Raw genomic sequence first — 22,582 nt, forward strand, 5'->3', positions numbered from 1 at the left:
GGCTACTCCCCTTTCGGCGCGATCGCGAACAGTTCGTCGAGCACGCGGTCGGCCGCGTCGATCTTGTCCATAAGGGGCAGGTCCACCGTGCGTTCATGAGAGATCAGCGTGAGGTGGTTCGTCGGCGTGCCGAAGCCCGCGCCGTCCTCTTTCAGGCAGTTCGCGCAGATCATGTCGACCTTCTTGCGGTCGAGCTTGGCGCGGGAGTTCTCCATCACGTCGCGCGTCTCCATAGAGAAGCCGCACAGACGCTGGCCGGGCATGCGATGGGCGCCGAGCCACGAGAGAATGTCGACCGTGCGCTCGAGCTCGATCGTCAGGTCGCCGTCCTTCTTCTTCATCTTGTCGGAAGCCGCATGCTTGGGGCGATAATCCGCCACGGCGGCAGCCTTGATGACCGCATCGCAGGATTCATAGCGAGAAGCGACCGCCTCGAACATATCCTGGGCGCTCACGACGGGCACCAGCTCGACCCCTTCGGGGGCCTCGATGGAAACCTTGCCCGATACCAGCACCACATCGGCCCCACGCTCGCAAGCGCGCTGCGCGATCGCATAGCCCATACGGCCCGTGGAATGGTTGCTGATGAAGCGAACGGGGTCGATGGCCTCCTGCGTAGGTCCCGCCGTCACAAGAATCCGCTTGCCATCCAAATCGCGTTCGGTCATTGATCGTTCCAATCTCTTCGCGATAGACTTATTTCCACAATAAGGCATAAAATGTTGTTTTTATGCTCGATAAACCAGAAACAGTCTAGCCGAAAAAGACCACGCATCCGTCGAGAAAACGCATTTGGCTCCCGCGACGTGCGAATAGGCCGGAAAGTCGGACGTATCGCGAACGGTCGAGGTCCGCATGGCAAGCGAATCTACGCTTCGGGAAGGGAATCGGCCAGAATTTCGGCGATATCGCGCACCGGCACGGCGGCGTCTTTCGCAGCCACGCCGTCGGAGAGCATGGTCAAGCAGAACGGACACGCCGTGCATACCTCATCGGGATCCGTTTCAAGCGCCTGACGCGCGCGTTCGAAATTGATGCGGGCGCCCTCCTTCTCTTCGAGCCACATGCGACCTCCGCCGGCACCGCAGCAAAAACTCTCCGAAAACGCCCTTTCCATCTCGACCACATCGCGACCCGCAGCCCTCAAGAGAGAGCGCGGCTCCTCATAGATGCCGTTATAGCGACCCAAATAGCACGAATCGTGATACGCCACGCGCTTCGAAGCGCCGCTCGCGATAGGCAGACGCCCTTCGGCGACCAGCCGCTCAAGCAGCTCCGCATGATGAATCACTTCATAACGGCCTCCCAGCTGAGGATAGTCGACGCTAAGACTCGTGAAGCAATGCGGACACTGAGTGATGATCTTCTTCACTCCGTACGAATTCAGCGTGGCGATGTTTTCCGATGCGAGCATGTAATACACATATTCGTTGCCCATGCGACGAGCGGCATCGCCGCAGCACTTTTCCTCGTTGCCGATAATCGCGAAATCGACGCGCGCCGCCTTGAGCAGCTTGACGAGCGCGATGCTCACCTTGCGATTGCGCGCGTCGAATGCACCCGAGCATCCGGGCCAGAACACGTATTCCGCATCGGGGTTCTCCGCCAACGTGGGAACATCGAGGCCTTCGGCCCAATTCGCGCGCGTCTGCCAACCCAGGCCCCAGGGATTGCCGTTGTTCTCGAGAGCCCTGAACGACTGCTGGGCTTCGCTGGGAAACGCGCTTTCCATCGATACCTGATAGGTACGCATCTTGACGATTTTCGAAGGGACCTCGATCATCGCGGGGCACTGTTCCTGGCATGCGCCGCATGTCGTGCAATCCCACAAAGCGTTCTCGGAAAGAACCGAACCGACCGGCGCGATGCGCTCCGACGCCCCGGAGGCGGCCGCCTGCCCTTCTTTTCGCCCATCGCCTCGATCGGCAGCTTTGCGCGCGGCAGCGATAGAGGGCCCATGCTCTTCAAGCTGGACGCGAAGCCCTTGAACGACCCCTTTCGGAGAAAGCTCTTTGCCCGTCATGCTGGCGGGGCAATTGTTCACGCAACGTCCGCACCGAATGCATGCTTCGGCATCGAATAGGTCTTTCCATGTGAATTCGTCGATAGACCCCACGCCCATGGAATCGAGTTCTTCGTCTTCGAGGTCGATATACGGCAGCGTCGCCTTATGGTCGAGCGTTCTGAAATACACGCCCGCCGGCACGAGCAGCACGTGAACGAGCTTCGTGTAAGTCCATGCGCCCAAAACGACGAACGCAAGAACGAGATGGCTCCACCACAAAATCCGATGCGCAGCCGATATCTGTTCCGCATCGAGACCCGCGAAGAGCGCGGCGAATACGTTTCCCACAGGAGACCAAAAACGCCACGGGTCATCGGTGCCGACGATGCGCAGCCCCTCGACGCAAAAGCCCGATATGCCGATAGCGAGCAAGGCGACCAGAATGACGATGTCGGAAGCGGAAGTGTCGAGGCCCCTGTTCTTCCGCATCGCACGGCGAATAAGCGCTGCCGCCATGCCGATGCAGAACAGCAGTCCCGCAACGTCGACGGTCAAGGAGAAGAAATAGAGGTAAAGCCTGCCTTGCACGAACGACGTTCCCAGATCGGCATCGGCCGCCGTCAACGCCGTGGCCAAAAGCAGCACGATCATGCCCGCATACATGGCAAGATGGATGATGCCGCCCTTTTTCTCGCGCAGAACGCGAACCTGCAAAACGGCGTCGCGCAACGCTCCGCGCAGACGCAGCCCGACATGGCCCGACCTGTCGTCGGGCCGTCCGATACGCCACAGCTTCACGCGCCGCACATAGAATAGGACGAAGAATGCAACGACCGCGAGAAACAGCGGATACATGACCCACTGCCCCGAGATGTTCCAGAACAATTCACGCGTCGGCGTTACCGCATCCATGCCCGTCATCCTTCCCCGACACCAAGGCGTCTACGCATCGAGTACCGATTTCAATTCCTGCGTAAGCAGGGGAACCGCTTCGAACAGGTCGGCGACTATGCCGTAGTCGGCCACCTTGAAAATTTCGGCCTCCGGGTCGCGATTGATGGCGACGATGCACTTCGACGCCGAGACGCCGGCCATATGCTGGATCGAGCCCGAAATGCCGCAGGCGATGTAAAGGCCGGGCGCGATGGCCTTGCCCGTTTGGCCGACTTGGTACTGAATATCGAGCCAGCCTTCGTCTACCACCGGTCGCGAAGCGGCGATCGCTGCGCCGAGCACGTCGGCCAGCTCTTCGATCGTCGCGAATCCTTCGGCGCTGCCGACGCCGCGGCCGCCCGCAACGACGCGATCCGCTTCGGTCAGTTCCACACGGCCCGACACCTTGCGGACGATATCCTTGACGACCTGGCGCGCATCGACGCCGGAAAGAAGCGTCCAGGCCGTCTCGCACACCGTCGCGCCTTCGCGCACGACGCGCGCCTCTATGGCCTTCGGCCTCACCGTCATCAACGCCGACGGGCCCTCATCGGGTATCTTAACGGCTTCGACGACCTTGCCCGAATACGCCTCGCGCACGGCGGCACGCCGTTCGGGATCGACCGCGACGATTTCGGGGATATAGACCGTCCTGAGACGCTGCGCCATCGAAGGCGCCACATCCATCCCGAACGACGAATGGGCGAACATGATGGCCGAAGGATTTCTTTTCGACGCAAGGTCGGCAAGCATAGCCGCCGCCGCTTCGGTTTCGCACGGCTCGACGGCGTCGCCCAAAAGAACGATATGGTCGGCGCCGAACTCGGCGAGGCGCTGCACGCCCTCGACTTCCGTTTCGGCCACGACGGCCACGACGCATTCGCCCGACGCATCGGCCAGCGAACGGGCCGCCGTCACCATCTCGTAGGTCACATGTCGCAAGGCCTTGTCTTTCACCTCGGCGTATACCCAGATATCAGCCATGTCGTTTCCTCCTAAAGCACTTTCGCCTCGTCGCGAAGCATACGGACCGCATTGGCGACCATCTCTTTCGTTCCGTCGCCTTCCACGATGCGGCCGCCCACCCGCTTCGGCTTGGAAGAGACCGCAAGCACTTGCAGCGTCGCGCCCGCATCCGCATTCCCGCTTGCGGCATGCGTCTCGATCGGCTTACGCTTGGATTGCATGATGTCGCGCACGGTAGGATAGCGGGGTTCGGCCAATCCCTGCTGAGCGCAAACCGCCGCGGGAAGCTCCATGTCGATCGCGACCTTGCCGTCGTCTATCTCGCGCACGACATGCGCCACATCGCCTTCGATTTCCAAATCCACCGCCGTGTTGACGTGGGGGATTCCGAGAATGCAAGCGATACGCGGCATGACCTGTGCGCGAGCCGTATCGGAAGACATGCATCCGCCCATGACCAGATCGGCGCCCATGGCGCGAATCTCCTCGGCCAGAACGGCCGCCTTCGCCGCAGGGTCGCCATCGGCGAGAGCGGCGTCTTCGACGAAGACCGCCGAATCGGCGCCCATGGCAAGCGCGTGACGGATGACGGGAAGCGCATCGGGCGATCCGATGCACAACGCGACCACTTCGGCGCCCAAAGACTCCTTGATCCTGACCGCCTTTTCTACGGCGAATTCGCTGTACGGGTCGATGACGAGCGTCTGCCCTTCCTTGGCAACGCTGCCGGATTCGTCGAACGCAAGAACCGCCTCCGAATCGACCGACTGCTTCACGCATACGACAATCTTCATGTCCTACCCTCTTTTCTTTCGGAAGTCGGAATCAAAACGATGAGACGCGAGGCGTTTTTCTCCACCCAGCGCAGCAAACGGCGCCTGCTACGCCTCGGGTTTCGCGTATTCCCGCAAAACCGCTTTCGCCACAAGGCTCTTTTGCACCTGGCTCGTGCCCTCGATGATGGTGAACGCGCGCGCGTCGCGGTAGTAGCGCTCGACCGGGTAGTCTTTGCACAAGCCGTAACCGCCGAATATCTGAACGGCGTCGCGCGCCGCGTCGACCGCATGCTCCGAACAGAACGCCTTCGCAGCCGAAGCGGTTTTCATCATGTCCGCCGAACGGTCCATATATGCGTCGGCCGCCTGATCGAGCAGAAGCCGCGACGCCTCGAGCGATATCTCCATGTCGGCGAGCATGAATTTAACCGCCTGGAAATCCGAGATGCTGCGATGGAACTGAACCCTTTCCTGCGCATATGTGGCGGCGGCCTCGACGCACGCCGCCGTCACACCCGTCGAAAGCGCCGCCACCGCGAGCCTTCCGCGGTTAAGGGTGTGGTGCGCGATATCGAACCCCTGCCCCACTTCGCCGACCAGCATATCGGGGGTCACGAACATGTCCTCGAAAAACAACTGCGAGGTCACAGAGCCGCGCAGGCCGATCTTGTGTTCTTTTCGGCCGATGACCAATCCGGAGGTATCGCGAGGGACGACGAAGCATGTGGGCAGCATCTCGTCGTCCCGGGGCACTTTCGCGAATACCGTGAAATAGTCGCTCACCTCTCCGTTCGTGATGAAAATCTTCGCTCCGTCGATCTTCCAGCCTCCATCGACCGGCTTCGCCGTCGTCGAGATGGAAGATATATCGGAGCCCGCACGCGGTTCGGTCAACGCAAAACAGATCTTCGCCTCGCCTGAAGCGAGTCGCGGAAGAATCGTCGATTTCTGCTCTTCGCTTCCCGAAAACACAAGAGCGTCGGACCCGATGGCGGATATGAGGACCATCAGCGCCACGGCGGGCGATTCCTTGGAAATGCGTTCGATCATGCGGACCCAGCAATGCATACCGACCTGGCATCCGCCGTATTCTTCGCCATACGCCAACGAGAACAGGCCTTGTTCGGCGAAAAGACGATAGATATCTTCAGGGAATTCATCCTGCTCGTCGATTTCGGCTGCGCGCTGCGAAACGACATTCGTGCAGATATCGTCGACCATTTTCAGAATCATGGCCTCTTCTTCGTTGATTTCGTATCTCATTTTTACCCACATTTCAAAGTTTGTTGATAACTTTGAAAATATTATAGGTACTATTCATTTTTATATAGCTCTTAGTTCAATATTGATGGGATACTTCTTTAATATTGTATGGAAATATACGAAATAACTGAGCGATTCCGACCGAAATCGACGCCGTTTTTCACACACTCGCGCCACCTTGTCCGAAAAGAACATCGATGCGCTCCGGCGGTCATCGGCATCCAAAACAAAGGCCTCCTCGAAAAGGTTCCGAGGAGGCCTTGAAATAAAGGCGACATATGTCCGACCGCGCGCAATGCGGACGGCCTTCATCACAGCACGTATGGAATGCAGTCTCCCGCCACCAGCAGCACGGCCGCCACCACCGAAGCAAGGAACAACGAGTCGCACCGGTCGAGGATGCCGCCGTGACCGGGCATGATGGTTCCCGAATCCTTGACGCCCGAGTTGCGTTTGATGCGGCTTTCCGCCAAGTCGCCCAGCACGCCTGCAAGGCCGCACATCATGCCGAAAGCAACGGCCTGGGCTATGCTCATTTCGACGCCGGGAATGAACGAGAGGGCATACCAGATGGCGACCGACCCAAGAAGGCCGCCGACAAAGCCCTCCCAGCTTTTCTTCGGCGAAATGCGGGGAGCAAGCTTATGCTTGCCGAGCTTGCTTCCCACCAGGTAGGCGAATGAATCGTTCGCCCATACGCTGCAGAAAATGCCGACCACCAGCACGCCGCCCCAAAATCCAGGGACGGCCTGACGCACTACGATCAGGCTCGACAACAGCAGGCCGGTGTAGGCCGCGCCGAAAAACGACACGCCCACATCGCCGATACGCGCCCGCATCCAGAATACGTACCATACCAGCAATGCGACAAGAAGCGCGCCCGTCACGACGAGGGCGCCGGGCATGCCGAACTGCCATACGCTGATCGGATACGCGACCGCAGCCATCGTGCCCAGAAGCTCGTTGGGAAGCTTCGCATCGCTGCGCAGCATGTAGAAGAATTCGCCTGCCGCGATGCCCGATAGCACGCAGAGCAGAAGCACGGTGCTCAATTCGCCGCCCATGATGCACAGTATGGAAACCGTGACGTAGACGAATCCCGTGCGGAAACGAACCTGCAGGTCGCTTGCGTTCTTGAATTTCGCAGGCGTCTTATCGTAAACGAATTTCTTCGCGGCGTTCTTCTTGCCCGTCGCCGTCGATTTCGCCGATTCATACGCCTGATGGGCGTGTTCCCTCATTTCGTGCGTATTGCTCACGACCGCACCGCCCCGAAACGCCTGTCGCGGCCCTGATAGTCCAGCAAAGCGCGCAAGAAGTCGTACCTATCGAAATCGGGCCAGAGCACATCGGTGCAATAAAACTCGGAATACGCCATCTGCCACAGAAGGAAATTGGACACGCGCATTTCCCCCGACGTGCGGATCACCAAATCGGGATCGGGAATGTCGGCGGTATAAAGGCCGCGTTCGAACATGCGCTCGTCGACCTGCGGGACCGACCCCGTCTCTTCCGCCGCGATGACGGCTTCGCGCATACACGCCTGCACGGCGCGCAGCATCTCTTGGCGCGAGCCGTAATTCACCGCGACAAGCAGCGTCATGCCGTCGTTATCCATGGTCTTTTTCCAGGCCTCGTCGAATGCCGCGCGCGTATCCTCGGGCAACGCGGAAAGATCGCCGATCGTGCGCACGCGCACACGCTCTTCATGCAATCCGTCCACTTCGGCAAGCATGGTTTTGGCGAAAAGGTCCATCAGCCCGACGACCTCTTCTTCGGGTCGCTTCCAGTTTTCGGTTGAAAACGAGTAAATGGTCAGATAGCGCACGCCGGCATCGCTCGCGCATCGAATGGTCTCGCGTACGGCCTCGATACCCGCCTTGTGCCCTTTCAGGCGATTCAAGGCGCGCTTCTTCGCCCAGCGGCCGTTGCCGTCCATGATGACGGCGACATGTTCGGGGACGCGCTCGGGATCGAGCGCGAAAGGATCGAGCCCGTCGGGCGGGCTCGGAAATATAGCGTCGAGAGGCTTGTGAAGCATAAGCACCCCTTTCCATCGAATCGGGGCCGCGTGAAAACACGGGCTGGAAATAGACCGAAAAAAACAGCTGCCGCCCGCGTCATGCGGACGGCTTCTTCGGTGCATTTCCAGCCCGGCCGCCCCGAAGGGCGGCTCAGGCAAAAAGCGCGAAACAATGAAGAGAACACCAGGTCGCCCAGCGCAGCGAAAGGCTCCGGCCTGCCGAAGCGCAGGCGAGGCGAACAAGGAATTCCAGGTCGCCGAAACGCAGGCGAGGATGAGCGCGGCAGATGCAGTCGGCGTGAAAGCGGGGCGAAGCGTACTTCGGTACGCGAGTCCCGCTTGGAGCGCCGCATGCGCCGTCCCGCTCGTGCGCAGCCGGACGACCCGTTCCGTCGGCCGAAAGGCCGACGGAACCTAAATCTCCATAACCTCGGCTTCCTTCTTCTTCAGCATCTCATCGACGGAAGCGACGAACTTGTCGGTGAGCTTCTGAACCTGCTCCTCGGCGCGACGGGCGTCGTCCTCGGAAATCTCGGAGTCCTTCTTCAGGCGATCGATCTTGGCGTTGGCGTCGCGGCGCGCGTTGCGCACGGCCACGCGTGCTTCCTCGGCGTAGGTCTTGCAGTCCTTGACCATTTCCTTGCGGCGCTCCTCGGTGAGGGCGGGAATCGGAAGGCGGATAACCGCGCCGTCGTTGGACGGGGTGATGCCGAGGTCGCTCGCCAGGATGGCGGCCTCGATGCCGCGCAGGATTGACTTGTCCCACGGCTCGATGACCAGCATATGGGCATCGGGGGTCTTCACGGCGGCCATCTGATTGATGGGCGTGGGAACGCCGTAGTAGTCGACCTTGATCTTGTCGAGCATCATCGGGTTGGCGCGACCGGTGCGAACGCCGGCGAACGCCTCCTTCAGGTTGTCGAGGCCTTTGTTCATGTTGGCCTCGGCGGCACTCATGATTTCAGCAGTCATGTCCGGTTTCCCCTTTTCTCTAGTACACGAGCGTTCCGACGTCTTCGCCCTTAAGAATGCGTCCGATATTGCCGGGCGTGGTCATATCGAACACGAGCAGCGGCATCTCGTTGTCCTTGCACAGCGAGATAGCAGCCGCATCCATGACGTTGAGCTCCTTGGTAAGCACGTCGAGGTAGCTGATCTTGTCGAACTTCTTGGCATCGGGATTGGTCTTGGGGTCGCTATCGTAGATACCGTCGACCTTGGTGGCCTTCATCATGCAGTCGGCGTCGATTTCGCACGCGCGCAGAGCGGCCGTGGTGTCGGTGGTGAAATACGGATTGCCCGTACCTGCGGCGAAAATGACGACGCGGCCCTTTTCCATGTGGCGGATGGCGCGCAAGCGGATGTAGGTCTCGGCGACCTGATGCATCTCGATTGCGGACTGGACGCGCGAAGAAACGCCGTGACGCTCGAGGCCGTCCTGCAGCGCCAGCGCGTTCATCACGGTGGCGAGCATGCCGATGTAATCCGCCTGAGCGCGATCCATGCCATCGGCGCTGCCGGCAACGCCGCGGAAGATGTTGCCGCCGCCGACCGTGATGGCCACCTGGACGCCGTCGTCGACGATTTCCTTGATCTGCTCGGCCAGGTCGTCGATAACCTTCGGGTCGATGCCGTAGCCGGCGTCGCCCATCAGGGCCTCGCCGGAAAGCTTCAGCAGCACGCGGTTGTATTTGTAACCTTCTGCAGGCATGAAATCCCCTTTCGAAAGAATCATGGTATCCGCGCTATTGTACGCTAACAAAAAGGGCCGCACCCACCAAAGGCGCGACCCTTTTTCCCATGTTCATCGAAATTGCCGAGCAATGCACGGCCGTATGCGACGAACGTGCCGCCTAGTAGCCGAAACCGTACATGCCGTAGCCGTTGCCGTAGCCGTTGCCATAGCCGTTGCCGTTACCGCTGCCATAACCGTACTGGTCGCTTTGCGACGAGGCCGCCAATGCGTTCTCGTCGGATCCCAGCGTCACCGAAAGCGTCTGCTCCTGGCCGTCGCGATTCACCGTGACGTCGACGGTGTCGCCCGGGTTCTTCTGGCGCACCATCAGCTGCAAATCGGAAGGCGACGTGACGCTCTGGCCGTCGAAGCCGGTGATGATGTCGCCGCGCTGCAGCCCGGCATCGGCCGCTCCCGTGCCGTCATACACATTGGCCACGTATACGCCGGTGTCCGTCGGAAGGCCGTAATAGCGAGCCATCTGGGCATCGATCTGAGCCATCGACACGCCAAGCTGGGCATGCGTGGGGGCTTTGCCCTCGATGATCTGCTGCGCCAGGTTCATGGCGTAATCCACGGGAATCGCGAAGCCCACGCCCGAGCTGGAGCCGGAGGCCGACTGGATCATGGAGTTGATGCCGATCAGCTTGCCGTTGGCATCGACCAGCGCGCCGCCCGAGTTGCCGGGATTGATCGTGGCATCGGTCTGGATCATGTTGGGATAGATGACCGTTTCGCCGGTGGTCTCGTCCTGCATGGTGGTGGAACGCTGCAGGGCGCTCACGATGCCTTCGGACACGGAGTTTTCAAGACCGAACGGGCTGCCCAAGCTCATGACCCACTCGCCGACCTGCAGGTCGGACGAGGAGCCGATTTCGATCGGAGTCAAATCGGGCGCGTCCACCTTGATCACCGCGATATCGCTCGAGGCGTCGCTGCCGACGAACTGGGCGTCGTATTCCTGGCCGTTGATCGTGGCCTTGATGGCGTCGGCGCCTTCGACCACGTGGTTGTTCGTGATGATGTAGCCGTCCTTGGAAATGACTACGCCGGAACCGAGGGAGGCCTGCGTGAGCGTGTCGTCGCTGCCCGCGCCCGGCACCTCGAAACCGAAGGCCGACTGCGACGAAGACGAGGCCTTCTGGTAGATGTCGATGCTCACCACGGAAGGCAACGCCTTAGCGGCCACCGCTTCGGCGAGCGTCGCCTCGGTGTCCGAGGCGGTCACATTGGTGGTGGTGGACGCGCCGAGCGAGGTGGACGAACCCTGACCGCTCAAGGCGTTGAAGCCCGCAAAGCCCCCCAAGCCGAGGACGACGGCCAAGGCCGCGCCCGCAAAGCTCACGCCGAAGGTCTTCATGAGGCTTTTCTTGGCGGGATCCTTCTCGGTCTTGACGTGCTGCGCGCCGTTATGGGCGGCGTATGCCTGGTAGACCTGCTGCTGATAAGCGGCCTGCTGCTGGGTATAGCCCTGCGCCGAAGCGCCCATCTGGGGCTGTGCGGCGTGGAGCGGATGCGGCTGGGTCTGGAAGGCCGCATCGGCATTCGCCTGCGGCTGCTCGGGGCCGGACTCGAACGTGTTCTTGTTCTCTTCGCTCATATCAATATCTCGCTTTCCTTGTGTGGGGGCATGTGCTCTTTTCGCTGAGAACTCTAAACGCCGCACGCCTTCTTGAAAAGAGGGGCGGCCCGCATCGTCATCGCCGCGTTGCCCTTTATACGCTCGTGAACGTAGCCGCGACACATTGCGTACACATTCGGCTCGTCGAAGCTGAAAAAACAGTGCTGGAGACGACGCGCGAGAAGCCGCACGGGCAGCGTTTGACAACCTGGGAACGCCTAGGCCGCCAAGGCGCGGCAAGCTCGGCCGGATGCTAGCATCTATATAGAGGACATAAGCGCAACGAACATGAGAGGAATGGTAGCAATGAACCTCGCAGGACTGACCACCGTGAAACCGGAAGACCGCGAGCTCGCGCATCGCGCCGCGATTCTGCTCGGCGACAGCTTCATGGAAGAGATGTGGTTCGTCACCTGGCTCGAAGCGCTCGACGAAATCGGCACCGACGACGCGCGCAAACGAGAGCTTCTGCATGCGGTATTCGCCGACGACATCGAGGCCTTCGCGCCTTACGGCGCCATCTTCATGCTCGACGACATGACGGCGGCCGTGGGCGGCTATCTGTATAGCGAGCTGGGCGGCGAGACCATCACCTCGGTAGAAGGCGCACAGGCGGGCAAACGCTTCCTCGAAACGGCAACCCCGCAGGAAGTCGAACTGCTCGAGCGCAGGGAGCAGGAGATGGTCGCCATCTCCTCGTTCGACTGGGCGCGCAAACATGCAGGCGGCGAAGACCACATCAACTTCTTCGCCTGGGCCGTCGACCCCGCAGCGCGCGGCAAGGGGTCGCTGCGCAGGATGCTTGCGCCGTTTTTCGCATTCGCCGACGAACACGGCCTGAAATGTTACCTTGAGTGCTACTCCGACAGGCTGCAGAGCATGTACGAGCATCTGGGATTCGAAATGGTTGACGAGCTGCACTCCCCCGATTTCGACGTGTATGAACGCCGCATGGTACGCTACCCCAAGCCGCTGGCGGCATAGTCGCGCCGCACCCGCGTCACGCGCCTCGGACGCGACGCCCTTATAGATGAAAATCGCCCCCGTTTTCCTCCCTCGAGCATCGAAGGCGGAAACGGGGGCGATATCGTTCAGGCTCCAATGCGGCGCGTGTTACTTGGAAGCGATGAATTCGCGCGCGACGCCGCGGGCCCAGGCGTCCACATCGTCAAGCTGGTCGAGGCTTTCGACGCGCTGCACGCCCTGCTTCACATGAAGCTCCATGGCATGTTCGACGCACGCGTCGATATCGAGATAGCCGCAGGCGTCGTCGAGGAAGGCCGCCACGGCCACTTCGTTAGCCGCGTTCATGACGCACGGAAGCGTGCCGCCCGTGCTGCCGGCATGACGAGCCAAGGCGAGGCAGCGGAACGTGTCGGTATCGGCAGGATAGAACTCGAGCGAGCCCAGGCGCGTGAAGTCGAGCGGCTCGACCGGCGCTTCCCATCGATCGGGATAGCTCAGCGCGAACTGGATGGGAATGCGCATATCGGTGGTGCCCAGATGCGCCTTCACGCTGCCGTCGGAGAATTCGACCATCGAATGGATCGCGCTCTGCGGCTGCACGACCACCTTGATCTTGTCATAATCCATGGCGAACAGATGATGCGCCTCGATCACTTCGAGGCCCTTGTTCATCAACGTCGAGGAATCGATCGTAATCTTCGGGCCCATTTTCCACGTGGGATGCGCGAGGGCCTGCTTGGCCGTCATGCCCGCAAGCTCGGCGCGCGTCATGCCGCGAAACGGTCCGCCCGAGGCCGTGACCCACAAGGCCGATACTTCCTCATGACGTTCGCCCAGCAGACACTGGTAAATGGCGCCGTGCTCGGAATCGATCGGCATGAGGGCGCCCGCAGGACCTGCCTGCGGTGCGATACCGCGCTCGACGCGCAGGGCATCCACCTTCGCAGCCAGCGGCATGATCAGATCGCCCGCTACAACAAGGCTCTCCTTGTTGGCCAGAGCGAGCTGCTTGCCGCACGCAAGGGTCTCATACGACGCACGCATGCCGGCGGCGCCGACAAGCGCGTTCACGACCACGTCCACCTCGTCCAGACGCACCAGGCCCAAAAGACCCTGCTGCCCGAAGCCGACCGACACGCCGCCATGAGCCTGGGCAAGCATCGGATTTTCCCTCAGACGCTCGTCGCCGAACGCTATATTGCTCACCTTGAATTCATGCGCCTGCCCGATCACCTTGGCGACGTTCGTATTGGCGGCAAGCGCCACGATTTCGAGCTCGTCGGAATGACGGCGCACGACATCGAGCGTCTGCAGGCCGATAGAACCCGTGGACCCGAGCACTGCGATGCGCTTGCGCACGCGACCTTCTGTCGACATAGAAACCCTCTTTCCTCAATAGAACGATTATTTCTCAAGCCCATTGTAGTGCCCGTCCGGACGAGCGCTCGGAGCGCCTCGCAACGAGCGTCAAACTTGCGTATACGCAGGACGGTACAAAAAAAATCCCCTCGCGATAGCGAGGGGATTCCAAAGCCTTTGAAGCGACTACGCGGCCTACTTGAAGAAGCCCTCGTAGTTATGCATCTTGAGCTGCGACTCGATCTTGGACATGGTATCCAAGGCGACGCCGATCATAATGAGGATCGACGTACCGCCGAATGCCTGGATCAGCTGATTACCCGTGAAGTAGAACAGGATCGAAGGCACGACGGCGATCAAGGCGATGAACAGACCGCCAGGCAGCGTGATGCGATTTATCACGCGCTTGATGTAGTCGGTCGTCGCCGAACCCGGACGCACGCCCGGAATGAAGCCGCCCTGCTTGCGCAGGTTGTCGCTGGTCTCTTCGGGATTGAACACCATGGAGGTGTAGAAGTACGCGAAGAAGACAACCAGACCCAGCGTAAGCAGCCAGTTGACCCAGCCGGTGCTCATGGCGTTCGCAGCAGCCGTCAGCCAGCCGACATTGAACAGAGCGGCAAGCTGAGCCGGGAAGTAAATCAAGCAGCTTGCGAAGATGATGGGGATAACGCCCGCTGCATTCACCTTGAGGGGAATGTAGGTGCTCTGGCCGCCCATCATGCGACGACCCTGGACGCGCTTGGCATAGTTGACCGGGATACGGCGCTGGGCACGCTCCACGAAGATGATCGCGGGGATGCACAGGAGCACGATCGCGACGATGACCACCGTGATCACGATGCCCATGCCCATATCGGCCTGCAGATTGACGCTGCTGAAGATGGCCGAGGGAACACGGGAGATGATCGACGTGAAGATGATCAGCGACATACCGTTGCCGATACCGCGCTGAGTGATCAGCTCGCCCATCCACATGATGAAGGCAGTGCCCGCCACCAGAGTGAACACGACGATGATATCGGTCACGATTTCGGGGACCTCGCTCGAGAACACCACGCCGTACTGGCTGCTCTTAAACAAGAAGAGGTAGCCGATGGCATTGATCAAGCCCAGACCGAGCGTCAGGAAACGAGTGACCTGGGTGATCTTCTTGCGACCGGTCTCGCCCTCCTTCGACCAGCGGCCCACGGCGGGAATGACGCCCTGCATGAGCTGCATGATAATGGACGCGGTGATGTAAGGCATGATACCCAACGAGAACACCGAGAAGTGCGACAGCGCACCGCCGGTGAACAGGTCGAGCATAGTCATGCTCACGCCGCTCGACGCGAATGCATTCGCGAATTCGTTGAAGGGGATGCCGGGCACCGGCACGTACGCGCCGAAGCGGTACAGTGCCAGGATGCCCAAGGTGAACAGAATCTTATTCCTAAGTTCCGGCACCTTGAACGCATCGATGATGGTTCTTAGCAAGACTGCTCGACCTTTCCTCCGGCTGCCTCGATCTTGGCAACAGCGCTCGCGGAAACCTTATCGACCTTGACGGTCAGAGCCTTGGTCAGCTCGCCGTTGCCAAGGACCTTGACCAGAGCGTCGACGCTCTTGATGATGCCCTTCTGAACCAGAGCCTCGTGATCGACGACATCGCCGGCCTCGAACTTGAGCTCGAGACGGTCGACGTTGACGGGCACGTACTCGACGCGATTGAAGTTGCGGAAGCCGGGGAGCTTCGGCAGACGCATAGCCAGAGGAGTCTGGCCGCCCTCGAAGCCGGGGCGCTTGCCGCCGCCGGAGCGGGACTTCTGGCCGTTCATACCGCGGCCGGAGGTCTTACCATGACCGGACGCGGGACCGCGACCGACGCGCTTGCGGTTTTTGGTAGAGCCCTCTGCGGGGCGCAGGTCTTTGAGTTCCATGTTCATTCCTTTCGCTTTTTTCGGACGGGTGTATCCCGTTCTCAGCCGACAGCTCGCTCGCCGGCCAACTATGATTACCTGCCTGTGCGGGCAACGACGCCCCTAGAAGCACAAGCCTTTCTAGAATACACCGAAACCCCCGTAATTGCCAGAAGAATATCTGACTTGACCGGGGGTTTCTTGAAAATCAAAAAGGCCGCCCTTACGAGCGGCCTTTCATCGTTAGTCCTCGACGACCTCGACGAGATGCTTGACCTTGAAGATCATGCCACGGATGGTCGGGTTGTCGGCATGGTCGACCGTGCGGCCGATCTTACCCAGGCCCAAAGCCTTCAGGGTAGCGCCCTGATCGGCCTTGCGTCCGATAGCGGAACGGGTCTGGGTGATATGGAGGGTCTTCTGAGCCTCGGCCATGATTTATGCCTCCTTCTTCTCAGACCAACCGTAAATGTGAGCGACGCTCACGTTACGGCGGGCGGCAACCTCATTGACGTTGGAGAGCTCCTTGAGGCCCTCGGCAGCTGCCTTGACGATGTTCATAGCATTGTCGGAACCGAGAGACTTGCCGAACACGTTCTTGACGCCAGCGAGCTCCATGAGAGCGCGAACCGGGCCGCCGGCGATAACGCCGGTACCAGGGGTAGCAGGCTTGAGAAGCACGCGGCCTGCACCGAACTCGCCCATGATCTCGTGGGGGATGGTGCCAGCCTCGGTCAGCGGGATGCTGAACATGTTCTTCTTGGCATCCTCGATGCCCTTCTTGATGGCGACAGGCACTTCCTGGCTCTTGCCCATGCCCACGCCGACGCGGCCGTTGCCGTCACCGACGACGACCAGCGCGGTCAGAGCGAAACGACGGCCGCCCTTAACAACCTTGGAAACGCGGTTGATGTAAACCACGCGCTCCTGAAGCTCAGGAACGGCAGACTGGTTCTTTTCTTCTTTACGAGGAGTCATTTACCCTACCCTTTCCTAGAACTTCAGGCCGGCTTCGCGAGCAGCATCGGCCAGAGCCTTGACGCGGCCGTGGTACAGGTTACCACCGCGGTCGAAGACGATTTCGGTGATGCCGGCTTCGACGGCCTTCTTGCCCGCGATCTCGCCGAGGGCGGCAGCGCCTTCGACGTTGGCACCGGACTTGCCGGTGGCCTTGAAGTCGGGGCCCAGGGTGCTCACGCCGAGCAGGGTCTTGCCTGCGACGTCGTCGACGAACTGGACATACACATTGGAGTTAGAGCGGGTGACGCAAAGCCTCGGACGAGCGGCGGTGCCGGAGATCTTACCGCGCACGCGACGATGGCGACGAGCCAGCGCAGCTTGTTTCTTCTGAAGTTTCTTCATCTTAAAATCCCTTCACACCTGAGTCGCTATTTGTCGCCCTTGGCGGCCTTGCCCAGCTTGCGGCGGACCTGCTCGCCGGCGTAGCGGATGCCCTTGCCCTTGTAAGGCTCGGGTTTACGCCACTTGCGCACGATAGCCGCGGTCTCGCCGACCAGCTGCTTGTCTGCGCCCTTGACGGTGATGTGCGTCTGATCGGGAACCTCGAAGGTGACGCCTTCGGGAGCCTCGACCACGACGGGGTGAGAGTAACCGAGCTGCAGCTCGAGGGCAGTGCCCTTGAGAGCGGCACGATAGCCGACGCCCACCAGCTCGAGCTTCTTCTCGAAGCCTGCGGAAACGCCCTCGACCATGTTGGCGATGAGGGTGCGGGTCAGGCCGTGGAAGCTGCGGGCTTCGCGGGAATCGTCGGGACGGGTGACGATGATCTCGTCGCCCTCATGAGCAACGCTCATGATCGGGTTGAAATCGTAGGAGAGTTCGCCCTTACCGCCCTTGACGGTGATGTTGTTGTCGTTGATAGCGACTTCGACTCCGGCAGGAACCGGAATAGGCTGCTTACCGATACGAGACATATCTAGCTCCTTCCTTTCCTTACCAGATGTACGCAATCACTTCGCCGCCGACGCCGGCCTTGCGGGCGTCGCGGTCGGTCATAACACCCTTAGAGGTGGACACGACAGCCGTGCCCAGGCCGCCCAGAACGCGGGGCAGCTCATCCTTGCCGGCGTAGATACGCAGACCAGGCTTGGAAATACGCTTAATACCGCGGATGACCTTCTCCTTCTTGTCACCGTACTTGAGGGTGATCTCGAGGATGTCGCGCGGGGCGGCCGGGGTGATTTCATAACCCTGGACGTAGCCCTCTTCGGTCATGATACGGGCAATCTCGACGAGCTTCTTCGAGGACGGCATAGAAACCGTAGCCTTGCCAGCAGAGTTTGCGTTACGCACACGCGTAAGCATATCTGCGATGGGATCGTTCATGCTCATGTTTTCTCCTTTGGTTCGTGATGAGCGGAGTCGGAGGTACGTAATGGCGCCCGTAGCGCGTACGCCTTACCGACCGGCACACGCCGATGTGCGAAGTCTTACCAGGAAGCCTTGGTCACACCGGGCAGTTCGCCTTTGTGAGCGAGTTCACGCAGGCACACGCGGCAGAGACCGAACTTGCGATACACAGAGTGCGGACGGCCACAGCGGGTGCAGCGGGAATACTTACGAGTCGAGAACTTCGGCTCGCGCGCAGCCTTGGCGATCATCGATTTTTTTGCCATGCTTTTCCTTCTTTCCTATTTCTTCACTCAACAGATGTCGAGTAGAAACCTAGTTCTTCTTGAACGGGAAGCCCAGGGCATCCAGAAGGGCCTTGGCGTCCGTGTTGTTTTCGGCGGTGGTGACGAAGGTGATGTCCATACCACGGGTACGGTCGACCTTGTCGTACTCGATCTCGGGGAAGATCAGCTGCTCGGTGATGCCGAGCGTATAGTTGCCGCGACCGTCGAAAGAGGTCGTGGGGATGCCGCGGAAGTCACGCACGCGAGGAAGGGCCATGGACAGCAGGCGGTCCAGGAACTCCCACATGCGGTTGCCACGCAGGGTGACCTTGCAGCCGATGGCCATGCCCTGGCGAATATGGAAGCCTGCGATGGACTTCTTGGCATGGGTGACGCAGGGCTGCTGGCCCGTGATAACGCGCAGGTCGGCCATGGCGGCATCGAGCTGCTTGGAGTCGGACGCAGCGGCGCCGACGCCCATGTTCACGACGATCTTCTCAAGGCGGGGAACCTTGTTGATGTTGTCGATGTTGAGCTCGCGCTCGAGCTGCGCGACGATTTCGTTGGTGTACTTTTCCTTCAGACGAGGAGTAGCCATCTTGAAATTTCTCCTTTTCGATGATTTAAACGCAGGATTTCCGACCCTACGTCCCTATCCCCGCGCTAAACACGCAGGGAGGGTCATTGTACCAAGCAAGCGGGGATTATAAAACCCCCGCTCACAAAAATTTAGTTATTTAGCCTCGACGATGTCTGCGCCACACTTCTTGCAGACGCGGACCTTCTTGCCGTCGACGCGCTTGTTGGCAACGCGGGTCGGCTTGCCGCAGCTCGGGCAAACGAGCATCACGTTGGAGACGTGGATGGGAGCCTCCTTGGTGATGATGCCGCCCTGAGGGTTCTGCTGGGTGGGACGCATGGCCTTCTTGACCATGTTCACACCCTCGACCAGCACGCGCTCGTCCTGGGGGATGCCGCGCAGGACCACGCCCTGCTTGCCCTTGTCCTTGCCGGTGATGACTTCGACCTTGTCGCCTTTGCGGATGTTCATTTTCATGCTTCTGACCTCCTTTACAGCGTTTCAGGTGCCAGAGACACGATCTTCATGTACTTCTTATCGCGCAGTTCGCGAGCCACGGGCCCGAAGATACGGGTGCCCTTGGGAGCGCCGTCGTTGTTGATCAACACGGCAGCGTTCTGGTCGAAGCGGATATAAGAACCGTCGTTGCGACGGACTTCCTTCTTCACACGCACGACAACGCAGCGCACGACATCGCCCTTTTTGACGTTGCCGTTAGGAGCCGCCTCCTTGACGCTGCAGATGATGACGTCGCCAAGGCCCGCGTAACGGCGCTTAGAGCCGCCGAGAACCTTGATGCACTGCACCTTGCGTGCGCCGGAGTTGTCGGCAACGTTCAGCATGGTTTGCATCTGAATCATTGTGCAATCCTTCCGATACTAGCTTACGCAAAAGCGTAGACTATTTGGCCTTCTCGATGATCTCGACGAGGCGCCAGCGCTTCGTCTTAGACAGCGGACGCGTCTCCATGATGGAAACGGTATCGCCGACGCCGCACTCGTTGTTCTCATCATGAGCATGGAACTTCTTGGTGCTCGTCATCATCTTGCCGTACACGGGGTGCGGCTTGCGTTCTTTAATCTGAACCACAATGGTCTTGTTGCCGGGTGCGCTGACGACGATACCCTGGCGGACCTTGCGGGAGTTACGGATTTCTTCAGTCATCTGTTTCCCCGAATCCTTACTTCAGTGCGCCGGCAGCGGCGATCTCGCGAGCGCGCATCTCGGTCTGCAGACGCGCGATGTCCTTTTTGACCTGCTTCACACGAGCGGTGTTGTCCAACTGGCTGGTAGCCATCTGGAAACGCAGGTTGAACAGCTCGGCGCGAGCCTCTTTCAGCTTGACGTTCAGGTCGTCGGAAGAGAGTTCACGAATCTCTACGGGCTTCATTATTCAGCCACCTCCGTTTCCTTGGAAACGATCTTGCACTTGATGGGCAGCTTGTTGATGGCGAGACGGAGAGCCTCTTTAGCGGTGGCCTCGTCGACGCCGTCGATCTCGAACATAATGCGGCCCGGCTTAACGACGGCCACCCAAGCCTCGGGGTTACCCTTACCGGAACCCATTCGGGTCTCAGCGGGCTTCTCGGTGATGGGCTTGTCGGGGAAGATCGTGATCCAAACCTTACCGCCACGCTTCATGTAACGAGTCATAGCGATACGGGCGGCCTCGATCTGACGGTTGGTGATCCAATGGGCCTCGAGAGCCTGGATGCCATAGCTGCCGTGGTTGAGGGTGGTATGGCCCTTGGCCTTGCCCTTCATGGAACCACGCTGCACCTTGCGGTGACGGATGCGCTTAGGAGCGAGCATTATTTAGCACCCCTTTCGTTGCGATCGTTGCGGTCGTTGCGACGGCCGCGAGACGGACGAGAGTTGCCCTCGAGAGCGGGCTGGGGAACCTTACCGCCGGGGAGCTTTTCACCGTGGTAGACCCAAACCTTGATACCGATGGAACCCATGGTGGTGGCAGCGGTGGCGAAGCCGTAGTCGATCTTCGCACGCAGGGTGTGCAGAGGCACGCGACCCTCGCGGTACCACTCGCGGCGGCTCATCTCGGCACCGCCGAGACGACCAGAGCACTGGATACGGATGCCCAGGGCGCCGGACTTGCGGGCGGACTGAACGGCCTTGCGCATGGCGCGACGGAATGCGACGCGACCCTCGAGCTGCTCGGCCACGGACTGAGCGATCAGGTTGGCATCGAGCTCGGGGCGCTTGACCTCGACGACCTCGATGTTGACCGGAGCACCGACGATCTTGGCGAGCTGCTTGCGCAGGCTCTCGATCTCAGCGCCCTTCTTGCCGATGACGACGCCCGGACGAGCGGTGGTGATGATGATCTTCACCTTGTCGCCGGCACGCTCGATCTCGATCTTGGAGACAGCGGCCTTGGCCAGGTACTTGTCCAGGAAACGACGGATAGCGAGGTCGTTTTCCAGGTTCTTGGCGTAATCCTTGTCGGAATACCAGCGGCTACGCCAGTCTTCGGTGATGCCGAGACGGAAGCCGGTGGGCATGATTTTCTGACCCATGCTTATGCCTCCTCTCGCGGCGCAACGATGACGGTGATGTGGCTGGTGCGCTTGCGGATGCGCGAAGCGGAGCCCTTAGCACGCGGACGAATGCGCTTGAGAGTGGGACCCTCGTCGACATAGGCGGCCTTGACGACGAGATTGGCGGAACGCATGTGGTGGTTGTTCTCCGCGTTCGCGACGGCGGAGTTCAGGACCTTCTCCACGACCTCGGCGATAGCGCGCTCGGAGAAGCGGAGGATTTCGCGGGCGGCGACGACGTCTTTGCCGCGAACCTGGTCGATGACGAGACGTGCTTTGCGGGGGGTCACACGCACGTACTTAGCGGTTGCTTTTGCTTCCATGTGTGTTTACCTCCTTACTTCTTGCCCTTGTTGGCATGGCCCTTGAACGTACGGGTGGGAGCGAACTCACCCAGTTTGTGGCCGACCATGGACTCGGTGACATAAACGGGCACGTGCTTGCGGCCATCATGGACGGCGATGGTGTGACCCACCATTTCCGGGAAGATGGTCGAAGAGCGAGACCACGTCTTGATGACGTTCTTTTCGCCGGCAGCGTTCATCGCATTGATGCGACCGAGAAGACGCGGCTCAACGAAAGGACCTTTCTTCAAACTTCTGCTCACAGTTTCTCCTTAACGTTTAGTCGCTTACTTCTTGCGGCGACGAATGATCAGGCGGCTCGAAGCCTTCTTCGGGTTGCGGGTGCGATGGCCCTTGGTGGGAACGCCCCACGGGCTGACGGGATGACGGCCCGAAGACTTGTTCTTGCCCTCGCCACCACCGTGCGGGTGGTCGACAGGGTTCATGACGGTACCGCGGACGGTAGGACGAATGCCCTTCCAGCGGTTACGGCCGGCCTTACCGATCTTGATGTTGGCATGCTCGGCATTGCCCACCTCGCCGATGGTGGCACGGCAGGTCAGGAGCACGCGGCGCATCTCGGAGGAGGGCATACGCAGGATGGCGTACTTGCCCTCTTTACCCATGAGCTGGATAGAGGTGCCGGCGGAACGGGCGATTGCAGCGCCCTTGCCGGGCTGAAGCTCGACGGCATGAATCAGCGTACCGACGGGAATCTCGGACAGCGGCATGGCGTTGCCGGGCTTGATGTCGGCGCCGACGCCGGAGAGGATCGTATCGCCGACCTGCAGGCCCTTGGGATGCAGGATGTAGCGCTTCTCGCCGTCTGCGTAGTGCAGAAGGGCGATGCGGGCGGAACGATTGGGGTCGTACTCGATCGTGGCAACCTTGGCGGGCACGCCGTCCTTGTTGCGCTTGAAGT

General features: G+C 60.3%; 30 protein-coding genes. 1 reads left to right on the top strand and 29 read right to left on the bottom strand.

Annotation, left to right across the window (positions count from 1 at the left end; genetic code table 11):
- Positions 1–2 precede the first annotated feature (2 nt).
- The 10 genes from coaBC to Q6E04_RS06160 all read right to left on the bottom strand — a co-directional run bounded on the left by coaBC (position 3) and on the right by Q6E04_RS06160 (position 11,301).
- The gene (gene coaBC, locus Q6E04_RS06115; protein WP_303249924.1) at positions 3–668 is read right to left on the bottom strand and encodes a bifunctional phosphopantothenoylcysteine decarboxylase/phosphopantothenate--cysteine ligase CoaBC; all 666 of its coding nucleotides are present in this window, start codon (positions 666–668) and stop codon (positions 3–5) included.
- 200 nt (positions 669–868) lie between these two features.
- The gene (locus Q6E04_RS06120) at positions 869–2,917 is read right to left on the bottom strand and encodes a heterodisulfide reductase-related iron-sulfur binding cluster (protein ID WP_303249925.1); all 2,049 of its coding nucleotides are present in this window, start codon (positions 2,915–2,917) and stop codon (positions 869–871) included.
- Positions 2,918–2,947: 30 nt separating this feature from the next.
- Entirely contained in the window at positions 2,948–3,922 is a 975-nt protein-coding gene (locus Q6E04_RS06125; protein WP_303249926.1) for an electron transfer flavoprotein subunit alpha/FixB family protein, read from the bottom strand.
- Positions 3,923–3,933: 11 nt separating this feature from the next.
- Positions 3,934–4,698 (bottom strand): electron transfer flavoprotein subunit beta/FixA family protein, encoded by a 765-nt coding sequence (locus Q6E04_RS06130; RefSeq protein WP_303249927.1) that lies wholly within the window; start codon positions 4,696–4,698, stop codon positions 3,934–3,936.
- A gap of 87 nt (positions 4,699–4,785) precedes the next feature.
- Positions 4,786–5,955, bottom strand: a complete 1,170-nt coding sequence (locus tag Q6E04_RS06135) for an acyl-CoA dehydrogenase family protein (RefSeq protein WP_368656404.1) — start codon at positions 5,953–5,955, stop codon at positions 4,786–4,788.
- A 299-nt stretch (positions 5,956–6,254) separates the two neighbouring features.
- Positions 6,255–7,202 carry a phosphatidate cytidylyltransferase gene (locus tag Q6E04_RS06140; protein WP_303249929.1) on the bottom strand — a complete coding sequence of 316 codons (948 nt, stop codon included), beginning with the start codon at positions 7,200–7,202 and terminating at the stop codon, positions 6,255–6,257.
- The gene (locus tag Q6E04_RS06145) at positions 7,199–7,984 is read right to left on the bottom strand and encodes an isoprenyl transferase (protein ID WP_303249930.1); all 786 of its coding nucleotides are present in this window, start codon (positions 7,982–7,984) and stop codon (positions 7,199–7,201) included. Before Q6E04_RS06145 ends, Q6E04_RS06140 begins: the two co-directional genes overlap by 4 nt.
- Positions 7,985–8,380: 396 nt before the next feature.
- Positions 8,381–8,938, bottom strand: coding sequence for a ribosome recycling factor (frr, locus tag Q6E04_RS06150; protein ID WP_303249931.1), 558 nt, complete (start codon positions 8,936–8,938; stop codon positions 8,381–8,383).
- Between the two features lie 19 nt (positions 8,939–8,957).
- Entirely contained in the window at positions 8,958–9,677 is a 720-nt protein-coding gene (gene pyrH, locus Q6E04_RS06155) for a UMP kinase (protein ID WP_303249932.1), read from the bottom strand.
- A 142-nt stretch (positions 9,678–9,819) separates the two neighbouring features.
- Complete coding sequence (locus Q6E04_RS06160) at positions 9,820–11,301, bottom strand: S1C family serine protease (protein WP_303249933.1); 1,482 nt, start codon at positions 11,299–11,301, stop codon at positions 9,820–9,822.
- 318 nt (positions 11,302–11,619) lie between these two features.
- Here Q6E04_RS06160 and Q6E04_RS06165 point away from each other — a divergent pair, with 318 nt between their 5' ends.
- Positions 11,620–12,306, top strand: a complete 687-nt coding sequence (locus Q6E04_RS06165; protein ID WP_303249934.1) for a GNAT family N-acetyltransferase — start codon at positions 11,620–11,622, stop codon at positions 12,304–12,306.
- 129 nt (positions 12,307–12,435) lie between these two features.
- Here Q6E04_RS06165 and dxr read toward each other — a convergent pair whose 3' ends face one another.
- From dxr to rplB, 19 genes are all read right to left on the bottom strand, one after another.
- Positions 12,436–13,665 carry a 1-deoxy-D-xylulose-5-phosphate reductoisomerase gene (dxr, locus tag Q6E04_RS06170; protein WP_303249935.1) on the bottom strand — a complete coding sequence of 410 codons (1,230 nt, stop codon included), beginning with the start codon at positions 13,663–13,665 and terminating at the stop codon, positions 12,436–12,438.
- Between the two features lie 177 nt (positions 13,666–13,842).
- On the bottom strand, positions 13,843–15,123 hold the full coding sequence (gene secY / locus Q6E04_RS06175) for a preprotein translocase subunit SecY (protein ID WP_303249936.1): 1,281 nt from the start codon (positions 15,121–15,123) through the stop codon (positions 13,843–13,845).
- A complete protein-coding gene (gene rplO / locus Q6E04_RS06180) occupies positions 15,117–15,566 on the bottom strand; it encodes a 50S ribosomal protein L15 (protein WP_123198137.1) in 450 nt (149 codons plus the stop codon). Before rplO ends, secY begins: the two co-directional genes overlap by 7 nt.
- Positions 15,567–15,788: 222 nt before the next feature.
- Positions 15,789–15,980, bottom strand: coding sequence for a 50S ribosomal protein L30 (gene rpmD / locus Q6E04_RS06185; RefSeq protein WP_303249937.1), 192 nt, complete (start codon positions 15,978–15,980; stop codon positions 15,789–15,791).
- 3 nt (positions 15,981–15,983) lie between these two features.
- Complete coding sequence (gene rpsE / locus Q6E04_RS06190; RefSeq protein WP_123198139.1) at positions 15,984–16,523, bottom strand: 30S ribosomal protein S5; 540 nt, start codon at positions 16,521–16,523, stop codon at positions 15,984–15,986.
- A 15-nt stretch (positions 16,524–16,538) separates the two neighbouring features.
- Positions 16,539–16,907, bottom strand: coding sequence for a 50S ribosomal protein L18 (gene rplR / locus Q6E04_RS06195; RefSeq protein WP_123198140.1), 369 nt, complete (start codon positions 16,905–16,907; stop codon positions 16,539–16,541).
- Between the two features lie 26 nt (positions 16,908–16,933).
- Complete coding sequence (rplF, locus tag Q6E04_RS06200) at positions 16,934–17,479, bottom strand: 50S ribosomal protein L6 (RefSeq protein WP_303249938.1); 546 nt, start codon at positions 17,477–17,479, stop codon at positions 16,934–16,936.
- Between the two features lie 19 nt (positions 17,480–17,498).
- On the bottom strand, positions 17,499–17,897 hold the full coding sequence (gene rpsH, locus Q6E04_RS06205) for a 30S ribosomal protein S8 (RefSeq protein WP_303249939.1): 399 nt from the start codon (positions 17,895–17,897) through the stop codon (positions 17,499–17,501).
- A gap of 98 nt (positions 17,898–17,995) precedes the next feature.
- Positions 17,996–18,181, bottom strand: coding sequence for a type Z 30S ribosomal protein S14 (locus Q6E04_RS06210; protein ID WP_123198143.1), 186 nt, complete (start codon positions 18,179–18,181; stop codon positions 17,996–17,998).
- Positions 18,182–18,230: 49 nt separating this feature from the next.
- Entirely contained in the window at positions 18,231–18,779 is a 549-nt protein-coding gene (gene rplE, locus Q6E04_RS06215; protein ID WP_303249940.1) for a 50S ribosomal protein L5, read from the bottom strand.
- A 135-nt stretch (positions 18,780–18,914) separates the two neighbouring features.
- Positions 18,915–19,232 (bottom strand): 50S ribosomal protein L24, encoded by a 318-nt coding sequence (rplX, locus tag Q6E04_RS06220; RefSeq protein WP_303249945.1) that lies wholly within the window; start codon positions 19,230–19,232, stop codon positions 18,915–18,917.
- A gap of 20 nt (positions 19,233–19,252) precedes the next feature.
- Entirely contained in the window at positions 19,253–19,621 is a 369-nt protein-coding gene (gene rplN / locus Q6E04_RS06225) for a 50S ribosomal protein L14 (protein ID WP_123198145.1), read from the bottom strand.
- Between the two features lie 40 nt (positions 19,622–19,661).
- Positions 19,662–19,925: a 30S ribosomal protein S17 gene (gene rpsQ, locus Q6E04_RS06230; RefSeq protein WP_123198146.1), complete on the bottom strand. Its 264-nt coding sequence runs from the start codon at positions 19,923–19,925 to the stop codon at positions 19,662–19,664.
- 16 nt (positions 19,926–19,941) lie between these two features.
- Positions 19,942–20,151 (bottom strand): 50S ribosomal protein L29, encoded by a 210-nt coding sequence (gene rpmC, locus Q6E04_RS06235; RefSeq protein ID WP_009138463.1) that lies wholly within the window; start codon positions 20,149–20,151, stop codon positions 19,942–19,944.
- Positions 20,151–20,573 (bottom strand): 50S ribosomal protein L16, encoded by a 423-nt coding sequence (gene rplP, locus Q6E04_RS06240; RefSeq protein WP_303249941.1) that lies wholly within the window; start codon positions 20,571–20,573, stop codon positions 20,151–20,153. Before rplP ends, rpmC begins: the two co-directional genes overlap by 1 nt.
- The gene (rpsC, locus tag Q6E04_RS06245; protein WP_303249942.1) at positions 20,573–21,295 is read right to left on the bottom strand and encodes a 30S ribosomal protein S3; all 723 of its coding nucleotides are present in this window, start codon (positions 21,293–21,295) and stop codon (positions 20,573–20,575) included. The genes rplP and rpsC overlap by 1 nt, the downstream gene beginning before the upstream one ends.
- Positions 21,296–21,297: 2 nt before the next feature.
- Complete coding sequence (gene rplV, locus Q6E04_RS06250) at positions 21,298–21,639, bottom strand: 50S ribosomal protein L22 (RefSeq protein ID WP_303249943.1); 342 nt, start codon at positions 21,637–21,639, stop codon at positions 21,298–21,300.
- A 14-nt stretch (positions 21,640–21,653) separates the two neighbouring features.
- Positions 21,654–21,923: a 30S ribosomal protein S19 gene (gene rpsS / locus Q6E04_RS06255; protein WP_009138459.1), complete on the bottom strand. Its 270-nt coding sequence runs from the start codon at positions 21,921–21,923 to the stop codon at positions 21,654–21,656.
- 24 nt (positions 21,924–21,947) lie between these two features.
- Positions 21,948–22,582 (bottom strand): 50S ribosomal protein L2 (rplB, locus tag Q6E04_RS06260; RefSeq protein WP_303249944.1); only part of this gene is annotated, 635 nt, incomplete at its 5' end.

Origin of the sequence: uncultured Slackia sp. (assembly GCF_959608125.1) — a bacterium.
In the GTDB taxonomy this organism is placed as follows: Bacteria; Actinomycetota; Coriobacteriia; order Coriobacteriales; family Eggerthellaceae; genus Slackia.